The organism is Anaerolineales bacterium (assembly GCA_003105035.1).
Classification (GTDB): domain Bacteria; phylum Chloroflexota; class Anaerolineae; order Anaerolineales; family UBA4823; genus FEB-25.
On record PQAL01000018.1, the window covers coordinates 22,389 to 41,409 of the forward strand.

Annotated in this window: 11 protein-coding genes, 1 other RNA gene and 1 pseudogene; 6 read left to right on the forward strand and 7 right to left on the reverse strand. The window is 52.1% G+C overall.

The genetic code is table 11. The features are described from left to right. Positions 1-197: 197 nt before the first annotated feature. Genes C3F13_07730 through C3F13_07740 form a run of 3 tightly spaced genes read right to left on the reverse strand, consistent with a single transcriptional unit; the run spans position 198 to position 3,270 of the window. Entirely contained in the window at positions 198-1,424 is a 1,227-nt protein-coding gene (locus C3F13_07730; protein ID PWB53787.1) for a hypothetical protein, read from the reverse strand. Further along, on the reverse strand, positions 1,425-2,273 hold the full coding sequence (locus tag C3F13_07735; protein ID PWB53788.1) for a hypothetical protein: 849 nt from the start codon (positions 2,271-2,273) through the stop codon (positions 1,425-1,427). Continuing rightward, positions 2,248-3,270, reverse strand: coding sequence for a hypothetical protein (locus tag C3F13_07740; GenBank protein PWB53789.1), 1,023 nt, complete (start codon positions 3,268-3,270; stop codon positions 2,248-2,250). Before C3F13_07740 ends, C3F13_07735 begins: the two co-directional genes overlap by 26 nt. Positions 3,271-4,532: 1,262 nt before the next feature. Between C3F13_07740 and C3F13_07745 the strand changes: the two are divergent. The 4 genes and pseudogenes from C3F13_07745 to ssrS all read left to right on the forward strand — a co-directional run bounded on the left by C3F13_07745 (position 4,533) and on the right by ssrS (position 8,403). Further along, positions 4,533-4,631, forward strand: a pseudogene (locus C3F13_07745) (exosporium leader peptide). A gap of 375 nt (positions 4,632-5,006) precedes the next feature. Next, positions 5,007-6,770, forward strand: coding sequence for an aspartate--tRNA ligase (locus C3F13_07750; protein PWB53790.1), 1,764 nt, complete (start codon positions 5,007-5,009; stop codon positions 6,768-6,770). 21 nt (positions 6,771-6,791) lie between these two features. After that, positions 6,792-8,135 carry an asparagine--tRNA ligase gene (locus C3F13_07755; GenBank protein ID PWB53791.1) on the forward strand — a complete coding sequence of 448 codons (1,344 nt, stop codon included), beginning with the start codon at positions 6,792-6,794 and terminating at the stop codon, positions 8,133-8,135. Positions 8,136-8,226: 91 nt separating this feature from the next. After that, positions 8,227-8,403: non-coding RNA, 6S RNA (ssrS, locus tag C3F13_07760), on the forward strand. A 95-nt stretch (positions 8,404-8,498) separates the two neighbouring features. On the opposite strand, the gene malQ is transcribed toward ssrS, so the two are convergent. The 3 genes from malQ to C3F13_07775 are packed head-to-tail and all read right to left on the reverse strand — an operon-like array spanning position 8,499 to position 12,786. After that, positions 8,499-10,004, reverse strand: a complete 1,506-nt coding sequence (malQ, locus tag C3F13_07765; protein ID PWB53792.1) for a 4-alpha-glucanotransferase — start codon at positions 10,002-10,004, stop codon at positions 8,499-8,501. Beyond that, positions 9,994-11,256: a glucose-1-phosphate adenylyltransferase gene (locus C3F13_07770; GenBank protein PWB53793.1), complete on the reverse strand. Its 1,263-nt coding sequence runs from the start codon at positions 11,254-11,256 to the stop codon at positions 9,994-9,996. Before C3F13_07770 ends, malQ begins: the two co-directional genes overlap by 11 nt. 42 nt (positions 11,257-11,298) lie before the next feature. After that, positions 11,299-12,786, reverse strand: coding sequence for a starch synthase (locus C3F13_07775; protein PWB53794.1), 1,488 nt, complete (start codon positions 12,784-12,786; stop codon positions 11,299-11,301). A 164-nt stretch (positions 12,787-12,950) separates the two neighbouring features. Here C3F13_07775 and C3F13_07780 point away from each other — a divergent pair, with 164 nt between their 5' ends. Next, positions 12,951-14,384, forward strand: coding sequence for a glycoside hydrolase (locus C3F13_07780; protein ID PWB53795.1), 1,434 nt, complete (start codon positions 12,951-12,953; stop codon positions 14,382-14,384). Here C3F13_07780 and C3F13_07785 read toward each other — a convergent pair. After that, the gene (locus C3F13_07785) at positions 14,373-17,912 is read right to left on the reverse strand and encodes an alpha-amylase (protein ID PWB53796.1); all 3,540 of its coding nucleotides are present in this window, start codon (positions 17,910-17,912) and stop codon (positions 14,373-14,375) included. The two genes, C3F13_07780 and C3F13_07785, sit on opposite strands and share 12 nt — an antisense overlap. Before the next feature lie 236 nt (positions 17,913-18,148). Between C3F13_07785 and C3F13_07790 the strand changes: the two genes are divergently transcribed. After that, positions 18,149-18,997, forward strand: coding sequence for a sulfurtransferase (locus C3F13_07790; protein PWB53797.1), 849 nt, complete (start codon positions 18,149-18,151; stop codon positions 18,995-18,997). The last annotated feature ends 24 nt before the right edge of the window (positions 18,998-19,021 follow it).

Below are 19,021 nucleotides of genomic sequence, written 5' to 3' on the forward strand. Positions count from 1 at the left end.
ACCAGGCAACGCGCGATACATAACAAGGCTACAAAAACTGGGTTGGTTGATGCGTCACCCATAATTTTATCCTCCGCTCACAGCCAGGAGATGTACAACTCCTGACGGGCAAGCATGGACAATCGAAATAGTGGCAAGCAAGTTGCTATAAAGGAAATTTTTCACTATTAAGTATAACCTATCCACAAGATCACGGTTTATGAATGTTCCTCTTTGCCAAAAAGGGGTAGGAATTTCACCCCGAGTGTTAACATGGCCAGGGCATATCCAATAATCCCTATGGCGACACCCCATTCAGGTAGGCCAGGGAAATAATTCCCGGGTGGCAGCTGATAGAGGGTGCCAGGAGAATAGCTCAGTGGAACGAATAAGCCGCCAACGGTGACGTTCCACCGATTGATCAGGATGCCCAAGACGGCAAACGCTGCTCCAATCACCAGGAACACTGGCCTGCGATTAAAGCGTGGCGTCAGGAAGAGCACTGCTGGTAGGATCACCCCCAGGAAAATCTCAAAGACCCAAAAGGAAAAATTATATGGAGTCTGCTGGCTAAGCAAATTAAACGCTTCACTGACAGAGGGTGTGCGTCCATAATAGGTGACCGCAGCCAGGTCCCAAAATCGGATATATCCGTAAATCAGTAAGGCAAAACCACTGAAACGAGCAATGGCGCGCAGGATGTCATCCGCGATGGATTTCTTACCCGTGATCCACTCGATGATATACGCAATGGCCATCGTCAGAGCTGGTCCAACTGCCACCGCCGAAAGGATAAACATGATCGGCATACTGGGCTTGAACCAAATTGGTCTTGATTTTACGATTCCGTATGTAGCACCAAGGGAAGATTGGTGGAGCAAAGAGATGGCTAACCCTAACAGGGCCAGTACAGGAGCTGCCTTGTGCAGGTATTGTGCACCAACCTGGATCCATTTATATTTCCTGAAGAAGCGTGACTCGGCAATAATCGGGGCAAACTCGACCAGCATGATCGTCAGGTAAATCGTGATGCACCAGGTGATTTCCCATAAGACAGAATGGATATTCCAGTAAATCCATGGGTGCCAAAATCTGTCGGGCCGGCCGATGTCCATGATCAGGGTTAACAAGGCGCAGGAATATCCGATGAAACCGACAAAAACCGCCAGGGGGATGATCGGTTTAAAGCGTTTCAAGCCAAACAGGTAAACCACCGCCGAAAGGGTAAACGCACCGGCTCCTAAGGCGATTGATGAGAGGTCAATAGTAATCCACAGGCCCCAGGGGACAGAATCGGTCATGTTGGTGACGTACAGGCCATTCCAAAAAACTGTCACCGCCGAGAGCAAGCCGATCAAAATGCATAAACCAAGGAAGCCAAGCCAGGCAAGCATCGCCGGGCTGATTGAGAATTGTTTTCGTTCACCAAGAGCTTGTGTAGCCATTTATAAGCCCTCCTTGGGGATGACATAGTAGACGCTTGGCTCAGTACCCAGCTCTTCGCGCAAACGGATGGTTGCTTCAGTTGCAATTGCCTGTGACACCTTGCTGTTAGGATCGTTTAGGTCTCCAAAGAGGCGGGCACTTACCGGGCAAATGTTGACACAGGCAGGTGTCGCTTCCCTATCTTCGCCGGGTACGAAGCCTGAAGCCAGGCCTCCATCGATCCGTTGGATGCAGAATGTGCATTTCTCAACGACTCCGCGCGGGCGGCGAGCCACTTCCGGGATCCCCCAGGTGGGAATGTATGGATTTTCAGCTGTATATTCCTGCCAGTTAAATTTTCGGGCGTCATAAGGGCAGGCGATCTCACAATAACGGCAGCCGATGCAGCGGTCATAGTTCATCACCACCAGGCCGTCATTGCGGTGATAGGTTGCCTTGACCGGGCAGACTTCTACGCAGGGTGCGTCACCGCAGTGCAGGCAAGGCCGGCTGAAATAGAACGGCGTACCTGTGGAGGTTTTTTCATCAACGACGATATTCCAGGGTTTCTCAGGTCGTTTCAATTCCATATCCACCCACACGTCATTGGTGGCTGAACACGCCCGCAGACAGTACTCGCACCCGATGCATTTATCCAGGTTGATCACCATCCCCCAGTGATGGCCACTGATATCGCTGGTATTCTCTTCAAGCCCTTCTACCTGCTCCTGTTTAAAACTGGCAAAGGGTGAGAACGGACCGGTAGTGAGCAGTTGGGCAGCTACAACCGAGCCCGCGGCTGTGCCACCGAGGATCAAAAAGTCTTTGCGGGATAGATCGAGCTTAACTTTTGTTTTCTTTTTGCTCATCTTCTTTTTCCTCAATGACGGTAATGCCTCGGCTGACGACCCAGGCAGCAGCTCCACCAATCATTAAGCCGACGATGGCACCCTGAGCCAGCCCGATATATAAGCGGTTCGTGCTTTGCGATTGTAAATCGTCAATCTGCTGTTGTTGCGTCTGAACTTGTTGCTCTAAAGTAGCTGCGTCAACTGCGTTTAATTCCTTCACTTCCCCGGTTAATTTCACAATCTCATCCCGGGTGTGGACGGTGTCTTGATGGCAGGCGATACAGGCATCTGAACCGACGGAAAATGTGTGACCGGTTGGTACAAGACCTTCGATGGGGTCATCGGTGCGGGGGCTGGTATACATGTGGCAGTTGCTGCACTCAAGACCGGCATTGGCATGCGTGCTGTGAGTGAACGATCCACCCCGCTCCTGGTGGCAGGTAGTACACAGGGCCGTGACCGATTCTGCTTTCGGGGTCTGGGAGTGCGGATTATGGCATGCCTGGCATTGAATGCCCTCCTGGCCATGAACGGACGCGTGCCATTCGTCTGTGGTCGTCTTGTGGCAGGTGCCGCATAATTCGGCATCTGGAGTGATCGGCATGGGTTGTTCCGGGTGGTTGGGCTGGAAGGGTCCGTGACATGCTTCGCAGGTCACACCTTCTTCGGCATAATTCCCCGTATTGCCCTCAAAACCTGTCGTATGGCATTCAAGGCAGGATACCTGACTGCCTAATTCTGTCCAGTCCCGCTGGAAGATCGGTGCTGAAAATGCCAACGCATGACGGGTATCCTGCCAGGCAGTGTAAATATTCTCATGACACTGTGCACAGGATTGTGATCCAGCAAAGCCTGGAACCTGGTATGCTGGCTCTGCTACCGGCGCGGCTGTGACAGGTTGGGCCACCGCCAGCAGGGCACCGACGATAGCGCTGACACAAAATACAATTCCAAACACCACCCAGGTACGGTTTTTCTGGATCGCCTTGAGAATTTTCATCGCATTCTTCTCCATATATAGGTTATTCACCCTATTAATCTAACATGAGAATTTGGCTATTTTACCCTATATTGATGATATTAGAAACTGCGGAAATATTCAGTTAGGAATGTCATTTTTAATCATAGATAAATGTAACGCCTGTGCGAAGTAAATAATTTTAAAAGAGAAGGCTGGCGCATAAATGCCAGCCTTCGTAATGGTTCTAATCGAAAATAACACAGAGCTATGGGGTCGTACCCAGGGCAGGGATGGCGTGGTAACCACTGGCAGCTGACTGCAGCTCAGCAGCAGTTTTAAGCGTGCCATGGCAATGGCGGCAAGCATAATCCAGGCTCACCTGCCCGGTTGCCAAGCTGCCATCTTCGTTGAACTGGCTCACCTTTCGTGGATCGATGGCCATGACGTGCGTAGCCATATCGCCAGTGAATGCCTGAGGATTGGCTGAGCCGCTCTGGATGAGGTGCGGCATATGGCAATCTCTGCAGCCAATGTTATTGGCAACGTGAGCAGGGTTGTTTTGGAATTGGGCTTCCTGCCAGTGGCAATCCTGGCAGAGCAGCTTGGTCGTTGGCTCGCCAGTAACCTGGGATTGGACTACACCGGAATGAGGATCATGGCAGGTCAGGCAGGTCAGTACCTGGTGCTTACTCTGGCTGAGATCACCAAACTGGTCGGTGTGTTGGATGAAACCATTCGCTACATCCAGTGAGGCAGTGGGCACATAGACATGGCATTCCCTGCACAGGCTGGAATCGGTCTGCACAAGCATGCGTACCCCCTTGGGATTATTGGCATGCAAACTTCCGGGTCCATGGCAACGCTCACACCTCACACCGGGTTGAGCCCAGGTGCCGGTGATACCCGGCAGTTCGTCCTGGCTGCCACCACTGGAAAATCCCGTGGTATGGCAGGTTCCGCAGGTAAACGGTAGGTCAGCTTCACCAGAATGATAAGAAGTCCAATTTGGGGAAAGACCCAGGCTGCTATTTCCAAGATTGTACTGGTTAAAGAAGCTCGTGTCGCCAGCTTTGGCAGGCGTATCGGTGATGATGTAGCCTTCGGAGTTGACGAAGATCGCTTTCCAATAATAACCACCGATTATATAGCTGATATCATTCAAGGAATATCCTTGAGGTGTGGCGGGTATCTGGCTGAATGGATAGTCAGGTGATTTCCCTTCGCTGATCTGGTTGAGGCTCCACGGATGGCCCGATTTCATGTAGGTTTGGGAAATGTCATAGTGGCAACCGGAGCATAACTGATCACCGACGTACTCAGCACCGGTTGGTCCAGGTTCACCTGCAGGGCCAGTCTCACCAACCGGTCCAGCAGGCCCTTCGGGACCAGCAGGCCCAGCCGGGCCAACAGGCCCAGGCTCACCTTGGGTTCCTGCACAGGCTGATAAGATGCCTGCGAGGATGAGCAGTAAACCAATAAGCATAAGTAATTTCCGAGACATATGCCGCTCCTCACTAATAACTTTTTAATCTGAGGGCATATTTTACACTACTTTTCCTTCCATGCTAACCTAATCTCGTGTATAATGCTGAAAATTTGGAGCTTGGGATGAAACTTTTAATCTGGGCTTTCTTCACACTCAATGATAATGATAATCCAGGCTTGCATCGGGCGAGAGGCTTCAGGCTGCAAGAGCGCTGAGCCAGAGAGGTCATCATCGATCGCCCGACGCCACCCGCGAAGGGCGATTTTTTTACCAATTGGCTGGTGTATCTGAATGGAGGCAATGAATGTACAAGACGCATACATGTGGTGAGCTACGTGCCAGTCATCAAGGGATGACAGTCACTCTGGCAGGCTGGGTGAATCGCCGGCGAGTGCATGGTGGGATCAATTTCGTGGATCTACGCGATCGTTTTGGCTTGGTCCAGGTAGTCAGCGACCCGGAGAAATACCCTGAGATCCACCAGGCACTGGAAGAAGTTCGCCCGGAATGGGTGATCCAGGTGGAAGGCATTGTCAGGCTGCGCCCTGAGGGACTGGCCAACCCCAATATGCCCACGGGTGATGTCGAAGTCCTGGCGGTAAAAGTCAAGGTACTCAACCAGGCGAAAACCACGCCGATCACTATCAGCAAGGAAGAAGACGAGAACGAGGAAATCCGCCTGCGCTACCGTTACTTGGATTTACGCCGTGAACGCATGCGCGGCAACCTGATCCTGCGCCACAAGGTGATCAAGTTCATCCGTGATTATCTTGATAGTAAGGGTTTCTTAGAAGTTGAAACCCCAATCCTTTTCAAGACCACCCCCGAAGGGGCACGCGATTACCTGGTGCCATCGAGAGTTTATCCAGGAGAGTTTTACGCCTTGCCGCAATCTCCCCAGCAGCTGAAACAACTGCTAATGGTGGCAGGCGTTGAGCGCTATTTCCAGATTGCCCGGTGTTTCCGTGATGAAGACCAGCGCGGTGACCGCCAGCCTGAATTTACCCAGCTCGACCTGGAAATGTCGTTTATCGAGCGTGAGGATATCATGCAGCTGATTGAAGAGATGTTCACCAAGATGGTCGCCCAGGTAGTGCCGGAGAAACGCTTATTCGCCAGTCCGTGGCCGAGGCTTTCGTACCAGGAAGCCATGCAGCGTTTTGGCAAGGACAATCCGGACATCCGCTTCAGGATGGAATTAGTTGATGTCACCGACCTGGCAGGGATGTCAGGTTTTCAGATCTTTGAGAACACGGTGAACGAAGGTGGGCACGTGCGCGGTATCAACGCCTCAGGCTCAGGCGATTACAGCCGCAAACAGCTGGACGAATTAGCGGAATATGCTAAGAAATATGGGGCGAAAGGATTGGCTTACATCGCCATCGCCACCAGCGGTGACCAGCGGTCGTCGTTTGCCAAGGCAGTCAAACCGGAAGTCCTGCAATCGCTCTTGCTCAGGATGGATGCCAAACCAGGTGACCTGCTGTTGTTCGTGGCTGACAAACCAGCCATTGTTTTTGAGGTGCTTGGACGGCTGCGTGTATTACTGGCAGAGCGCCTCGACTTGATTGATCCGGACATCCTGGCATTCTGCTGGATCATCGATTTCCCATTCGTGGTATGGAACAGCGAAGAAAACCGCTGGGATCCGAGCCACCATTTATTCACCTCGCCGATGATGGAAGATATCCCTTTGTTGGACACCGAACCTGGGAAGGCGCGCGGTCAGCAGTATGACCTGGTGTTAAATAATTATGAAGTCGGCGGTGGCTCGATCAGGATCCACCAACGCCAGCTGCAAGAGAAGGTGTTCAAACTGATCGGCCTCGACCCTGAAGTGGCGCGGGAGCGTTTCGGGCACATGCTCGAAGCTTTTGAATACGGAACCCCACCTCATGGCGGAATCGCCCCGGGTATCGACCGGATTTGTATGATCCTGGCGGATGAGCCTAACATCAGGGAAGTGATCGCATTCCCCAAGAGCCAGACAGCGCGCGACCTGATGGCTGGTGCTCCATCACCAGCTGAACCAGCGCAGCTGCGCGAGTTACATATCAAAGTAGAATAATAACCAAACAGGGAGGCAGGAATGGCACCCATTATTCGAGTAGATAAAATCGCTGAGTATGTCGGCCAGGAGGTAACCATCCAGGGCTGGGCATATAACCGTACTGATAAAGGGAAGCTGGTCTTTCTGTTGGTGCGCGATGGATACGGCTTCGTGCAATGTGTGGCTTTCAAAAGTGATTTGGACGAAGAGATTTTCGATAGGTTGACACGCTTGCCCCAAGAATCGTCTGTGATCATCACCGGCGGAGTCAGGGCTGATTCACGCGCCCCGGGCATCCCTGGCGGATATGAGGTGGGTATTAAAAACGTAGAAATCGTGCAAGCGGCTGATATCGATTATCCCATGGCGCTCAAGGAGCAGGGAGTAGATTTTGCCCTGGATCACCGGCATTTATGGATGCGCATGCCCAGCCAATGGGCGATCCTGCGTGTGCGTGCTGCGGTCATCAAGGCGATCAGAGAATGGCTGGATACCAATGGTTTTATCGGCATGGACACGCCCATCCTGACCCCGGCAGCCTGCGAAGGTACCACAACGTTGTTCGAAACACCATATTTCGATGAAGGTGTGGCGTACCTGGCACAGAGCGGCCAGCTATACAACGAAGCCGATATCTTTGCCTTTAAAAAAGTCTACTGTTTCGGCCCGACTTTCAGGGCTGAAAAATCTAAGACTCGCCGCCATTTAACCGAGTTTTGGATGGTAGAGCCGGAAGTAGCTTTCTGCGATCTGGACCAGCTGATGGAGATCGAAGAACAGTTTGTCTCCCACATCGTCCAGAGGGTACTTGAGCAATGTGCGCCTGAGTTGAGATCATTGAAGCGGGATGTCAAGCGGCTTGAGAAAATCTCACCCCCATTCCCGCGCATCTCCTACGACGATGCGTTGAAAAAGATCGAGCAGCTGCGGGATGAGACCGATGACCCGGAGAAGAAAGAGCTGCTCAAGATCGATTGGGGCATGGATTTTGGCGCCCCCCATGAAACCGAGCTCACCGGCCTGTATGAAAAACCGGTTTTTGTCTACGGATACCCGACTGATGTAAAGGCTTTTTACATGGAACCCTGGCCGGGTAGACCCGAAGTCTGCAAGAGTGTTGATCTGCTTGCCCCAGAGGGATACGGCGAGATTATCGGTGGAAGTGAGCGCATCTCCAACCCGGATCTGTTGCTGCAGCGCCTCAGGCAGCATAGCCTGCCCGAAGAGGCTTTCCAGTGGTACCTGGAACTACGCAGGTTCGGTAGCGTGCCTCATGCGGGTTTCGGCATGGGCGTAGAGCGGACAGTCGCCTGGATTTGTGGGATTGAACATATCCGGGAGGCAATACCGTTCCCACGCACGATCAAGCGCGTATATCCATAGATCAGCATGTAGAGATACATGACCTATCAGAGATGATAAGTAAGCCTTTCAGAAAACTCTACTCGCGCGTCTTTTTTTGTGGTATAAGATAGTTACCCTGCTGTGCACGTGTTGTTGCTTTTTGCGTTCTGAGCCAACACTGATATTTGGGAGTCCACTCTCATGAAGGTGACGCGATAGGCTAGAGCCAAGGCGGATCCTTCTGGTAGGACACCAACCTGCGAAAGCAGGTTCAGAACTTTGCATCACACGACATAGTGGGGTTCTTTTTATCCAGTACGAAACAATTCTGGCAGGCGCAAAACCTGCCAGAATTGCATTTTCTGAGAGACTCAACAAAAGAGTTAACAAAGCTTAGCAATTTTAGCCTGTATAGTTATTCAAGCGACTATACAGGTAATTTAATTCCTTGATCTTCGCCTGCAGCTCGCTGCTCTGGGTAGATCCTTCCATCCTCCACATCCAATTTCCACTGGGGTTGCCGGGATAATTCATGCGGGCTTCATTGCCAAGGCCGAGGAAATCCTGCATGGGAGCCAGGGCAAAGACCGCCACAGAAGACCAGATTCCACGGATGAAATCCCAATTCACCTGGCTGCCATCGCAGTCCAAATACTTGTGGTACATGGCTTTTTCCTGTTCGGTGACACGCCCATACCAGCCACGCGCGGTGTCATTATCATGTGTGCCGGTATAGACCACACAGTTCACCACATAGTTGTGAGGTAGGAAGGGGTCTTCTGGCGTGCTGTCGAATCCGAACTGGAAGATGCGCATACCCGGCAGATTGAATGTATCGCGCAATTCAACCACATCCGGGGTGATCACACCCAGGTCTTCAGCGATAATCGGTAGATCACCTAATGACTGGCGTATGCTGCTAAAAAAGGCTTTCCCAGGGCCAGGGGTCCAGCAGCCATTTTCAGCAGTTTTGGCTTTACCCGGCACTTCCCAATAGCCAGCAAAACCGCGGAAGTGGTCGATGCGGATGATATCCACCATGGCTAAGGTTGCTTTGATTCTCTCAAGCCACCAGGCATAACCATCCTGGGCGTGGACATCCCAGCGGTAGAGTGGGTTGCCCCATAATTGCCCGGTGGGTGCGAAATAGTCCGGCGGCACACCAGCTACCACGGAGGGCATCCCAGTTTCATCCAGGAAGAACAATTCAGGGTGGGTCCACACGTCGGAACTATCGTGAGCAACGAAGATGGGGATATCACCGATAACTTGAATATTCTTGGCGTGGGCATGCTGGCGTAAGCTTTCCCATTGGCGGTAAAAAATGAATTGACGGTAGAGTTGGCGCTGGATTGCTACCTCCAGTGCCTTAGCTGCTTCAGCCAAGGCACCTGCCTCCCGCTGGCGTAACGGTGCCTCCCAGGTGGGCCAGGGCGCGCCTCCATGGGCTTCCTTAATCGCCATGAAGAGGGCGTAGTCTTCCAGCCACAGTGCTTGCCTGGCTCGGAATTCTTCCATATCAGCTTTCAGTTGCAACGAGTGTGAATTTTGGAAGCGGATAAACGAGCGGTCAAGGACGCCAGCCTTCCAGGGGATGACTTGGCCGAAGTCCACCCGGCTCACTGGAAATGATGGGTGGTCACATAAGTCATCCGGGTGAAGCAGGTCATCCTGCATCAGGCTATCCGGGCTGATCAGGAGCGGATTGCCTGCAAATGATGAAAAACATTGATAGGGCGAATCAGCGTAGCCGGTAGGTCCGATGGGGAGCACCTGCCAAAGACCACAACCGGATCCGGCCAGAAAGTCGATCCATCGATGGGCGCGCGGTCCGATATCACCGATGCCATAAGGACCAGGCAGGCTGGTGGGGTGTAATAAGATGCCGGATGAGCGCTTAAACTTCATGAGCTAACCTCTTGGTAAGAATGTAGTCGTCACCGCGGACGACTGAAGCAGGATAATCGCTTTCGATGACATCCGTGCCGATAACGGCCCCTGCTTCGACGGTGAAACCTCTGGGAACATCGCTGTTTTTGCCGATCATGGTGAGGACTGGCTCTGCTCCATCAACCATGCCTCCCACCCTGGCGTGCGATCTGATGTGGACACGCTTATCAATAATGGCGCGCTCAATAACGGCATCTGATTCGACCACGGTATCCGTCAGCAGGATCGACTCCCGGATCACTGCCCCTGGACGCACCAGCACACCCGGTGAGAGGACACTGCGGATGACCTTGGCTGTGGGGTCGATCTCGCATCCATCGCATATCAAGCTGTTTTCGATGGTAGCCCCACGCGCAATCCAAACCGGTGGGCGTTCTTCGGTACGGGTATGGATGACCCACGAACGATCATTCAGGTCAAATGGGGGTTTATCTTCCAGGTGATCCATGTGAGCTTTCCAGTATGAGGCAGCAGTCCCCACATCCATCCAGTACCCGTTATATGGATAGGCGAAAACCCTGGCACCGTCGGCAACCATCTTGGGCAGGATGTCTTTTCCGAAATCATGGGAAGAGCTAGGCAGATTATGATCATCCAGTAAATACTGGTTTAAAATTTCGGTTTTAAATAGGTAGACACCCATGTTGGCAAGGTTGGAAGGCGGCTCGGCGGGTTTCTCCACGAAGGAGGTTACCCGGCTTTGTCCATCCACTCCAACAATACCCATTCGAGAAGCCTCTTTGATCGGCACCGTGATGGTCGCTAGGGTCAGATCGGCCTGGTTGGCGATATGGGCGTCCTCCATCAAGGCATAATTCATTTCATAAACATGATCACCGGAGAGAATCAACACAAAATCCGGGTCGGAGTTCTTGATAAAGCGGAAATTCTGCTGGACAGCATCGGCGGTCCCCAGGAACCAATCGGAAGCCCCACGTGCTTTGTAGGGAGTGTAAATACGCACACCACCTGTAAAGTCACGGTTCAGATCCCACGGGCCACCCGCACCGATGTGCTCGATGAGGGAGTGGGGCCGGTATTGGGCGATGATCATTACGTCGAATATCCCTGAGTTAACACAGTTTGAGAGGGTAAAATCGATAATGCGGTATTTCCCCGCGAACGGAACAGCCGGTTTGGTCCGTTTCGCGGTTAGTGTTCCAAGCCTGGAACCTTCTCCACCAGCAAGGATGACCGCCCGAGTTTTCATAATTACCTCCTGATAAGCCTCAAATCATTATACATAGATTTCTCACCCGACCAATAATTTATATTTCGTAATATACTCTCTTGCGGAATGATTCCATGAAAAGTCCTGCTGCATCCCATTTATCTGTATTTGGCGCCACTCTTCCGGATATCTTGAAAACCTGGTCAAAGCCCGTTGGATAGTCTTTACCAGTGCCTTCGCATCTGCTTTTTCGAATAAGAAACCAGTAGGTTCATCGGAATGGCTGGGGTCATGAATGCTATCACGTAAGCCACCCGTGGCATGGGCGATGGGTACGCAGCCGTAGCGCATGGCGATCATTTGTGAAAGGCCACATGGCTCGTATCGCGATGGCATGAGCAAGGCGTCGGCACCTGCATATATTCGCCGGCTGAGCTGTTCATCGAATTTTATCCTGGCACGAGCCTGATCAGGGTAATCCTGCTCTAACTGGTGCGCCGCCTCTTCCAGTACAGGGTTGCCTGTGCCCAGGAAAACTACCTGGAATGGTATGGAAGCTTTGCGGGTTTCATGAAGCAGAAACCGTACGGCATCAACAGCCAGGTCAACACCTTTTTGTGGGTCCATGCGGGTGACCATAGCCAGGATGGGAACCTGCTCATCAATGATAAGATTGAGTTCTGCCTGCAAGGCTGATTTATTGTATTTCCGATCGGAAATGGTATTGATGTTGAATCTGCTGGTCAAAGCCTGGTCTGTTGATGGATCCCAGGTGATGGTATCGAGGCCATTGAGGATGCCGGAAATTTTTCCCTGGTGGGCAGTTAAAAAGCCATCCAGCCCTGAACCATATTCCTCGGTCAGTATCTCCCGGGCATAACCAGGTGAGACTGCTACAATGGAATCGGCAGCCAGTAGTCCCAGCGGTAAAGCCATCTGCTGTGCCCAAGATGGCAGGTCTGAATCTTCAGCAGAAGGCAGACCGAAGGCCTCCAACCCTGTGGCAGTCATCGAACCCAGATAAGGTAAGTTATGCACGGTGAGAAGGGATGTTGTGTGGCTGAAGAATTTATCCACCGGACGACGCAACGCCAGAGAATACACCGCGGCAGCAGTATGCCAGTCATTGGCGTGCAGGATATCTGGCTTCCAGTTAAGTTCCTGTGCCAGCTGCAGGGCAGCCAGGGAGAAAAAAACGTATTTATAACCATCAGCTTCTAAATCTAAGGAATATACCCCGGTTTCCTGGTCAATCGGCGCTCCGCTGATCAGGTACACAGGTAGCCCGTTCAAATCGAGCAGGTATGCCTTAACAGGTATCTCCTTATCTTTGGAGTGGATGGTGAATTGAGCCACCAGCTGGGGTGCAGGGTATTTCTGGCGGATCGCAGGGTGAAATGGGATGACCAATCTGACATCCAGTACCACCTGGCCGGCTTCGTTGTAGCGATGAATTGCCAGAAGAGCTCTCGGTAGCGAGCCAGCCACATCTCCCAGGCCACCGATCTTAATCAGGGGGTCAGCTTCGGAAGCCAGGAAAAGCACGTTCATTCGTGATGGTTCAGCCATGGTGCCACCTCGCGTATGGTTATTTTACACGATTTACCCGGGTTGAATTCAAGATACAGCCTGGATCTTAAGATTAGAGAGTTTGCTTTCCCCTTGCCAAAATATGAGATTTGGGTTAAAACTCAAAGCATGATTCTTCGGTTCATTGCAGCCAGCCAGGGGGAATGCTAGGAATCGTGTCAGTTAAGGCTATCTCAATCCATGGACATTTCTACCAGCCCTCACGGGAAGATCCGATTTCGGGGTTAATCCCCTCAGAACATGGCGCTTCGCCCTACCATAACTGGAACGAGCGAATCCACGCTGAATGCTACCTCCCCAATGCGCAATTAGGGAATTTCGAGAAGATTAGTTTCAATATCGGCCCTACTTTATTTTCCTGGATGAACAACTATGATCCTGCCGCCACCCGACTGATTGTAGCCCAAGACCGGGTAAACTTGCAACGGCATGGCGTGGGGAACGCCATCGCCCAATCTTACAATCACACGATCTTGCCTTTGGCTACCTATGAAGACAAGGTTACCCAGGTGGAGTGGGGGATCGCCGATTTTGAATACCACTTTGGTCGCAGACCAGCAGGCTTGTGGTTGCCAGAGACAGCCGTTGACATGGAAACTTTAAACATCCTGGCAGAGCATGGGATCGAATTCACCATCCTCGCGCCCTGGCAGGCAGAGGGTTACCCTCTGGATGTCACGGAACCATACCGAGTTGCTTTATCAGCAGGAAAAAGCATCTCGGTATTTTTTTATCACCAACAGCTAAGCTCTGGTATAAGCTTTAACCCCGGTCTGACCAGCAATGCGGATGAATTTGCTCGAAACTGCCTGGTACCGACTTTTATCTATGAAAAGGAACAGCGTGGGGAGCCTCAACTGCTTTTGATTGCTTCTGATGGCGAATTATATGGACACCACCAGCACTTTCGCGATCGTTTCCTAGCCCACCTGGTTAATGGTGCCAGTGCCAACGCCGGTCTGGAAAAGACTTACCCTGCATTATGGTTGAAACAGAACCCACCCAGGCATTGGATTAGCATACGCGAAAATACTTCCTGGTCTTGCCACCATGGTGTGGAGCGTTGGAACGGGGATTGTGGCTGCACCCCCAGTGACGGGCGCTGGAAAGGTTACCTCAGGCAGGCTTTCAACAGCCTGGCACACCAGCTCGATCGTGTCTATGTGGATGTGTTAACCGGGTATAAGATCGAAGCATGGAAAATCAGGAATGCTTATATCCACGTAATGCTGAAACAGCTGTCATGTGATGAGTTGATTTATCAATACGCCGGTCGTAGGCTAGCAGCAGAGCAGCTTACCCAGATCCGCTTGCTGCTGGAAGCGCAACGCGAACGCCAGCGCATCTATACCTCGTGTGGCTGGTTCTTCGATGATTTCAGCCGCCTCGAGCCCCGTAACAGTGTTGCTTATGCTGCCCAGGCTGTCAGGCTGACCTATCTCGCCACCGGGGTAAATTTAACAGATCAATTCAAAGCCGACCTGCATTATGTATCGAGCCAAAGGACAGGGCTCAGGGGCGATAAAGTCTTACAGCGCGAGATGCAAAAAACCATCCCGGTTAGCTTATTTCACTAATTCCAGCAGCTTCTCCAGTTTGAACCCGGATGTCTGAGCACTTGCCAGCAGGCTGGTGATCTGCTCATGTATAGCCAGGATCAGCTTGCCAATATCGCCCGTTAAAGCACCTGCCACGGATATTTCGACGGTGGCTATAACAAACAACCACCACATCAAATCTTCAAAGGCTTCCTTATTGAACCACAAGACATCCTGGTAACGGTTCACCCCCAGGAAACCCAGGGCATCGCTGTCTGAGAGAAGTGCAGTTAATAGCTGGTACGCCGGTGAGCCAGGAGCTTTTTGCTTCACTACACCTACCTTCTGCCACCATGCATGGTGAGTAGTTACCAGCTTGAGCAAGGTTACAGCGCGCCAGTTGGAACGCTCATCCAAACCAAGGTCAGTGAGTGTGCTGACCAGGATTTTGTTCAGCATCCACTCATCGATCCAGCTGCGGCTGACCTCCTCATAACCTTCTTCAGAGATACATTTACCAAGGTATGAGGTATACAACCAGCCAAGCAGTACACTCCAGGCATAGGCATCGCCATTTTTCCATGGGGATGTGCGAATGTTACCCGCATGCAGGTATTTGATGACGGGTTGGAATTTTCGGGCATTAAGCGCTGGGTGTTTTTCCTGGTAGATAGGCAGATCGAGGATCGCTTGCAGGTATGCCTGGAGGGCAGCTGTAATCGAGCCTATGTCACCGGATGCATGGGTGATACGGCTGACTTCTTCCAGCAAGCGGGTGGTTTTGGTATGGGCTTCCTGGAGCAGTTGTGCCTGTGCGGCAGCAGGCTTGTCACCAGCCACCTGCCCGGCAGGAAGGAGTGCCCGATTGGTAATTACCCAGCGGAAGAAGCCCGCATTGACTAGCTCACGGTAGGCGGTGTGAATTGGCTGTAGGAAGAGCTCCTTCATAGCATCATCCATGCTGGGCACCCCACGGCCGTTCAGGTAGGCTGCCAGGTTGCCGTATTGGTGCCATTCATTATCAACCACTTCCCTGAAACCAATGAATACCTGGCATTTATATGCTTCCAGCTCGATGAACAATCCCTTCTCGTGCAATTCCCTAGCGTTGCGGATGTATTCGTGATTATTGATCGGGTCACGGAAAATGCAGTAGATGTTGGCATCGTCTGCCACGCCCAGTCCTTCTCCCAACCGTTTTTGAAGGAGCATGTGATCGCCACCATCAGTTTTGACCGAATAGGCAGCCGAGATGCGGATCCATCCCCGGGCTGTGGCAAATTTGTTATGGTACACCACCAGGGCGCGTTCATCCCCTGCCCGGTTGGAATAGGCAAACACGTCTTCGTTCACGTAACCTTCTGGAGAGTAAAAATCGTACAGCAGAAAGTCTTGCACCTGGGAGAACAAATAACGTTTCTTGAGCAGGGAGAAGATCTGCCGGCGGTGCCGGTCGACCAGGTATTCGTTCGGTTTCTCGTCCCAATAAGCGCGCCGGTATTCCATGCCATATTTCTCGGTATAACCTTCGACCTGCCCATGCCCAAACATGGGTAATCCAGGCAATGTGACCATCATGGTGCAGATGCCGAAATACTTGTCTTCTTTTCCAAACTGGTCCACGGCGGTGCGCTCGTCCGGGTTGTTCATGAAGTTAACGTAGCGCTTCAAGATCTCGGGATCGAACTCGAGAGTATTTTTCATCACCAGGCGGTACTCGGCGTTCTTTTCATCGCGTAGCATGTTCATGAAAGCGCTGTTGTACACCCGGTGCATGCCCAAGGTACGCACAAAATAGCCTTCCATCAGCCAGAAGGCTTCAGCCAGCAACAGGGTATCGGGCACTTCCTGGGCTACCCGGTCGACCACTTCGCGCCAGAACTCAATCGGCATGGCTGCGTCAAATTGCTCCTTGGTAAGACTATGCTCAGCCCGGGATGGGATCGCTCCACCCGTGCCTGGTTCCGGGAACCACAAGCGCTGGTAGTGCTTCTTGGCCAGGGTCATGGCTGCATCGAAGCGGATGACCGGGAATTTCCGCGCCACGTGCAGGATCGTCTGGATCACAGCTTCGCGCACCTGGGGATTGAGATAGTCCAGCTGAGCCGTGTCATTCCAGGGCATGGAAGTGCCGTCATTGCCATGATAAATGTATTTCTCCTGGCCAGACCAAAAATCGACGCGCTTAAATACCACCGCAGCATCGGTGTTATTGAAATAATGATCTTCCACGTAAATCCCCACGCGCTGGTCCCAAGACAGATTAGATCCATTAAAAGAATAGGAAGGGAACGGGCTGTAATCCTGCGAAATGAACCAATCGGGGTGTTCGATCACCCAGCGCGAGTCAATCCCCATGTGGTTGGGGACCATATCGGAGGCCAGGCGGATGCCCCTTCGCCAGGCGCGCTGGTGCAGGTTCTGGTAGGCTTCATCACCTCCCAGGTCAGCTGCGAGCTGGTAATCGTACAGCGAATAGGCCGATGCTACAGCCTCTGGATTGCCGCGCAGCTGCTTGATGCGTTTGGAGGCGGCACTACGCTCCCACAAACCGATCAGCCATAACCCGGTAAACCCAAAATTGGCAAGCTTGTCCAGTTCTTCGTCAGGGATTTGGGCCAGGGTTTGGATCGGCCGCTGGTATGCTTTGGACAGCTGGTCAAGCCAGACGTAAGCGTTCTTGGCAATCAACACCAGGCTGGGCATCCAGTCCTTATCAGTGCTGTAGCGTTCTGGTTCAATCTCCATGCCTGTAAATTCAACCACGCGAGCTGGGCCAGGTCCCAAGAAGGCAGCTTTCTCTTCCTCTTTGATCAAGTCCAGGCTTCCTAAAAGCCGGAACAGGAATTTCCCCAACATGGCACCCCAATGCTGGCGGATATATTCCAGCTGGGCAGTAAGTGAATGGGGAGCCTGGATGGCTGGGGCGCGCAGCATATCTATCAGGTTTTGGTTATCTGGTCCAAATGGCGGTTGAGTCTCGAAGAACGCATGCATCAATGGGATCAGCTTCTCATAGGCTGTGTCCTTCGCCAGCTGGCTGTCATTGAACAGCTCGCGGAATGGAGAAAATGCCGGGTTGGCATTGGCCAACCATAACAGCAATAGCTCTTCCAGGGCTATCTGCCGGTTTGAGATACCGTTGGTCGCGCCCTCCAGATAGGCCTGGGCACTGATCGCAGTGCGATAGACTTCCACGGTGGGAAATTCCTGAACGAAGTGCACCAGAATCTGGTCGACTTCCTCTTTACCCAGCATCCCACCCACCCAATCCAGGGCTTCCTGCATCACCTGAGGGTTCACCTGCTGGCGGAATAACTGGACAACCATGTGCAGGATTTCATCGATCAACCCCATGGCATTGATTTGCCCAGCACGCACCACCTTCTCAGGAAAGTTTAGCAGGTCTTTCTTTTGATTCATTTTAAGGGAAAACAGCCGAGCGGCGTGGAAATCGGCAAAGATTACATTATTCGCCTGGCCGAAAATCAGCTGGTCGAACTGGTAATAATCGCGCGACTGGCGTGAGATGTGGAACTCAAACGAAGGTGTGAAGTAGGTTGGCATGGGTCTCCTGATGATCCCTATCCTATCTTAAGGTCTCTCGTAACTCTCTCAATAATTACCGCACTTAACGATCTCACCCGATATTCAACAACGCCCGATTGATAGATCCATGTCTTTAAATCTATTCCTCCCAATGGAGTGATCAACCAGTGCTGGGTCAGTAGTTTTTAATGACCATCTAATTGTAATACGATATAACTAAACCTTGGTATGATAGAGAAGTATCTGGAGATGATATGCCATTCACGACCACCATATCAGTAACGGAGCTGGCCCAGCATTTAGGTGACCCTGATTGGGCCATTGTAGATAGTCGTTTCAAGCTGGCCAATCCCACTCAGGGACAGCTGGATTATGAGCATTCACATATTACTGGTGCAGTCTATGCCAACCTTGACGAGGACCTGTCAGGACCTATAATCAAAGGTAAGACCGGGCGGCATCCGCTACCAAGCATTGAAGATGTCAGCCGGGTTTTTTCGCGGCTGGGGATCGACCAAGGCGTGCAGGTAGTGGCATATGATGACCAAGGAGGCGCACTGTCAGCCGGAAGAGTGTGGTGGTTGTTACGCTGGCTCGGGCATGATTCGGTGGCAGTGCTGGATGGTGGCTGGCAGGCGTGGTTAGATCAAAAGCTGCCGGCATGCAGCGGGGTTGAGCGACGAGAGTACCGGCATTTTATCCCCCATCCTCACCCAGAGATGATTGTCTCCGCTGAAGCGGTTGAGAAGTTACACAATGATCCTGCTTACCAACTGTTGGATGCCCGTTCAGCAGACCGCTTCAAGGGAGAGAACGAGACCATCGACCCAGTTGCAGGGCATATCCCGGGGGCTATCTCAGCCCCATATGCAAGCAATCTCAACCCGGATGGGACGTTCCAGTCAGAGGCAAGCCTGGCTGTCAGGTATAAGGGATTGGTTGGCGATACGCCCGCCGATCACGTGGTGTGTTACTGCGGTTCGGGAGTCACCGCGGTGCATGACATCCTGGCGATGATTAAGGCGGGGTTAGGTGAAGCCCGCTTGTTTGCCGGCTCCTATAGTGAATGGATAACAGACCCAAAGCGACCAGTGGAAAAATAAAAACTCCCCGGTATACAGCCGGGG

Coding starts and splice junctions, on each gene's coding strand:
- C3F13_07785 (PWB53796.1), bottom strand. CDS start 17,912: ATGCCAACCTACTTCACACCTTCGTTTGAGTTCCACATCTCACGCCAG.
- C3F13_07790 (PWB53797.1), top strand. CDS start 18,149: ATGCCATTCACGACCACCATATCAGTAACGGAGCTGGCCCAGCATTTA.
- C3F13_07735 (PWB53788.1), bottom strand. CDS start 2,273: ATGAGCAAAAAGAAAACAAAAGTTAAGCTCGATCTATCCCGCAAAGAC.
- C3F13_07755 (PWB53791.1), top strand. CDS start 6,792: ATGGCACCCATTATTCGAGTAGATAAAATCGCTGAGTATGTCGGCCAG.
- C3F13_07730 (PWB53787.1), bottom strand. CDS start 1,424: ATGGCTACACAAGCTCTTGGTGAACGAAAACAATTCTCAATCAGCCCG.
- C3F13_07780 (PWB53795.1), top strand. CDS start 12,951: ATGCTAGGAATCGTGTCAGTTAAGGCTATCTCAATCCATGGACATTTC.
- C3F13_07775 (PWB53794.1), bottom strand. CDS start 12,786: ATGGCTGAACCATCACGAATGAACGTGCTTTTCCTGGCTTCCGAAGCT.
- C3F13_07740 (PWB53789.1), bottom strand. CDS start 3,270: ATGGAGAAGAATGCGATGAAAATTCTCAAGGCGATCCAGAAAAACCGT.
- C3F13_07750 (PWB53790.1), top strand. CDS start 5,007: ATGTACAAGACGCATACATGTGGTGAGCTACGTGCCAGTCATCAAGGG.
- C3F13_07770 (PWB53793.1), bottom strand. CDS start 11,256: ATGAAAACTCGGGCGGTCATCCTTGCTGGTGGAGAAGGTTCCAGGCTT.
- malQ (PWB53792.1), bottom strand. CDS start 10,004: ATGAAGTTTAAGCGCTCATCCGGCATCTTATTACACCCCACCAGCCTG.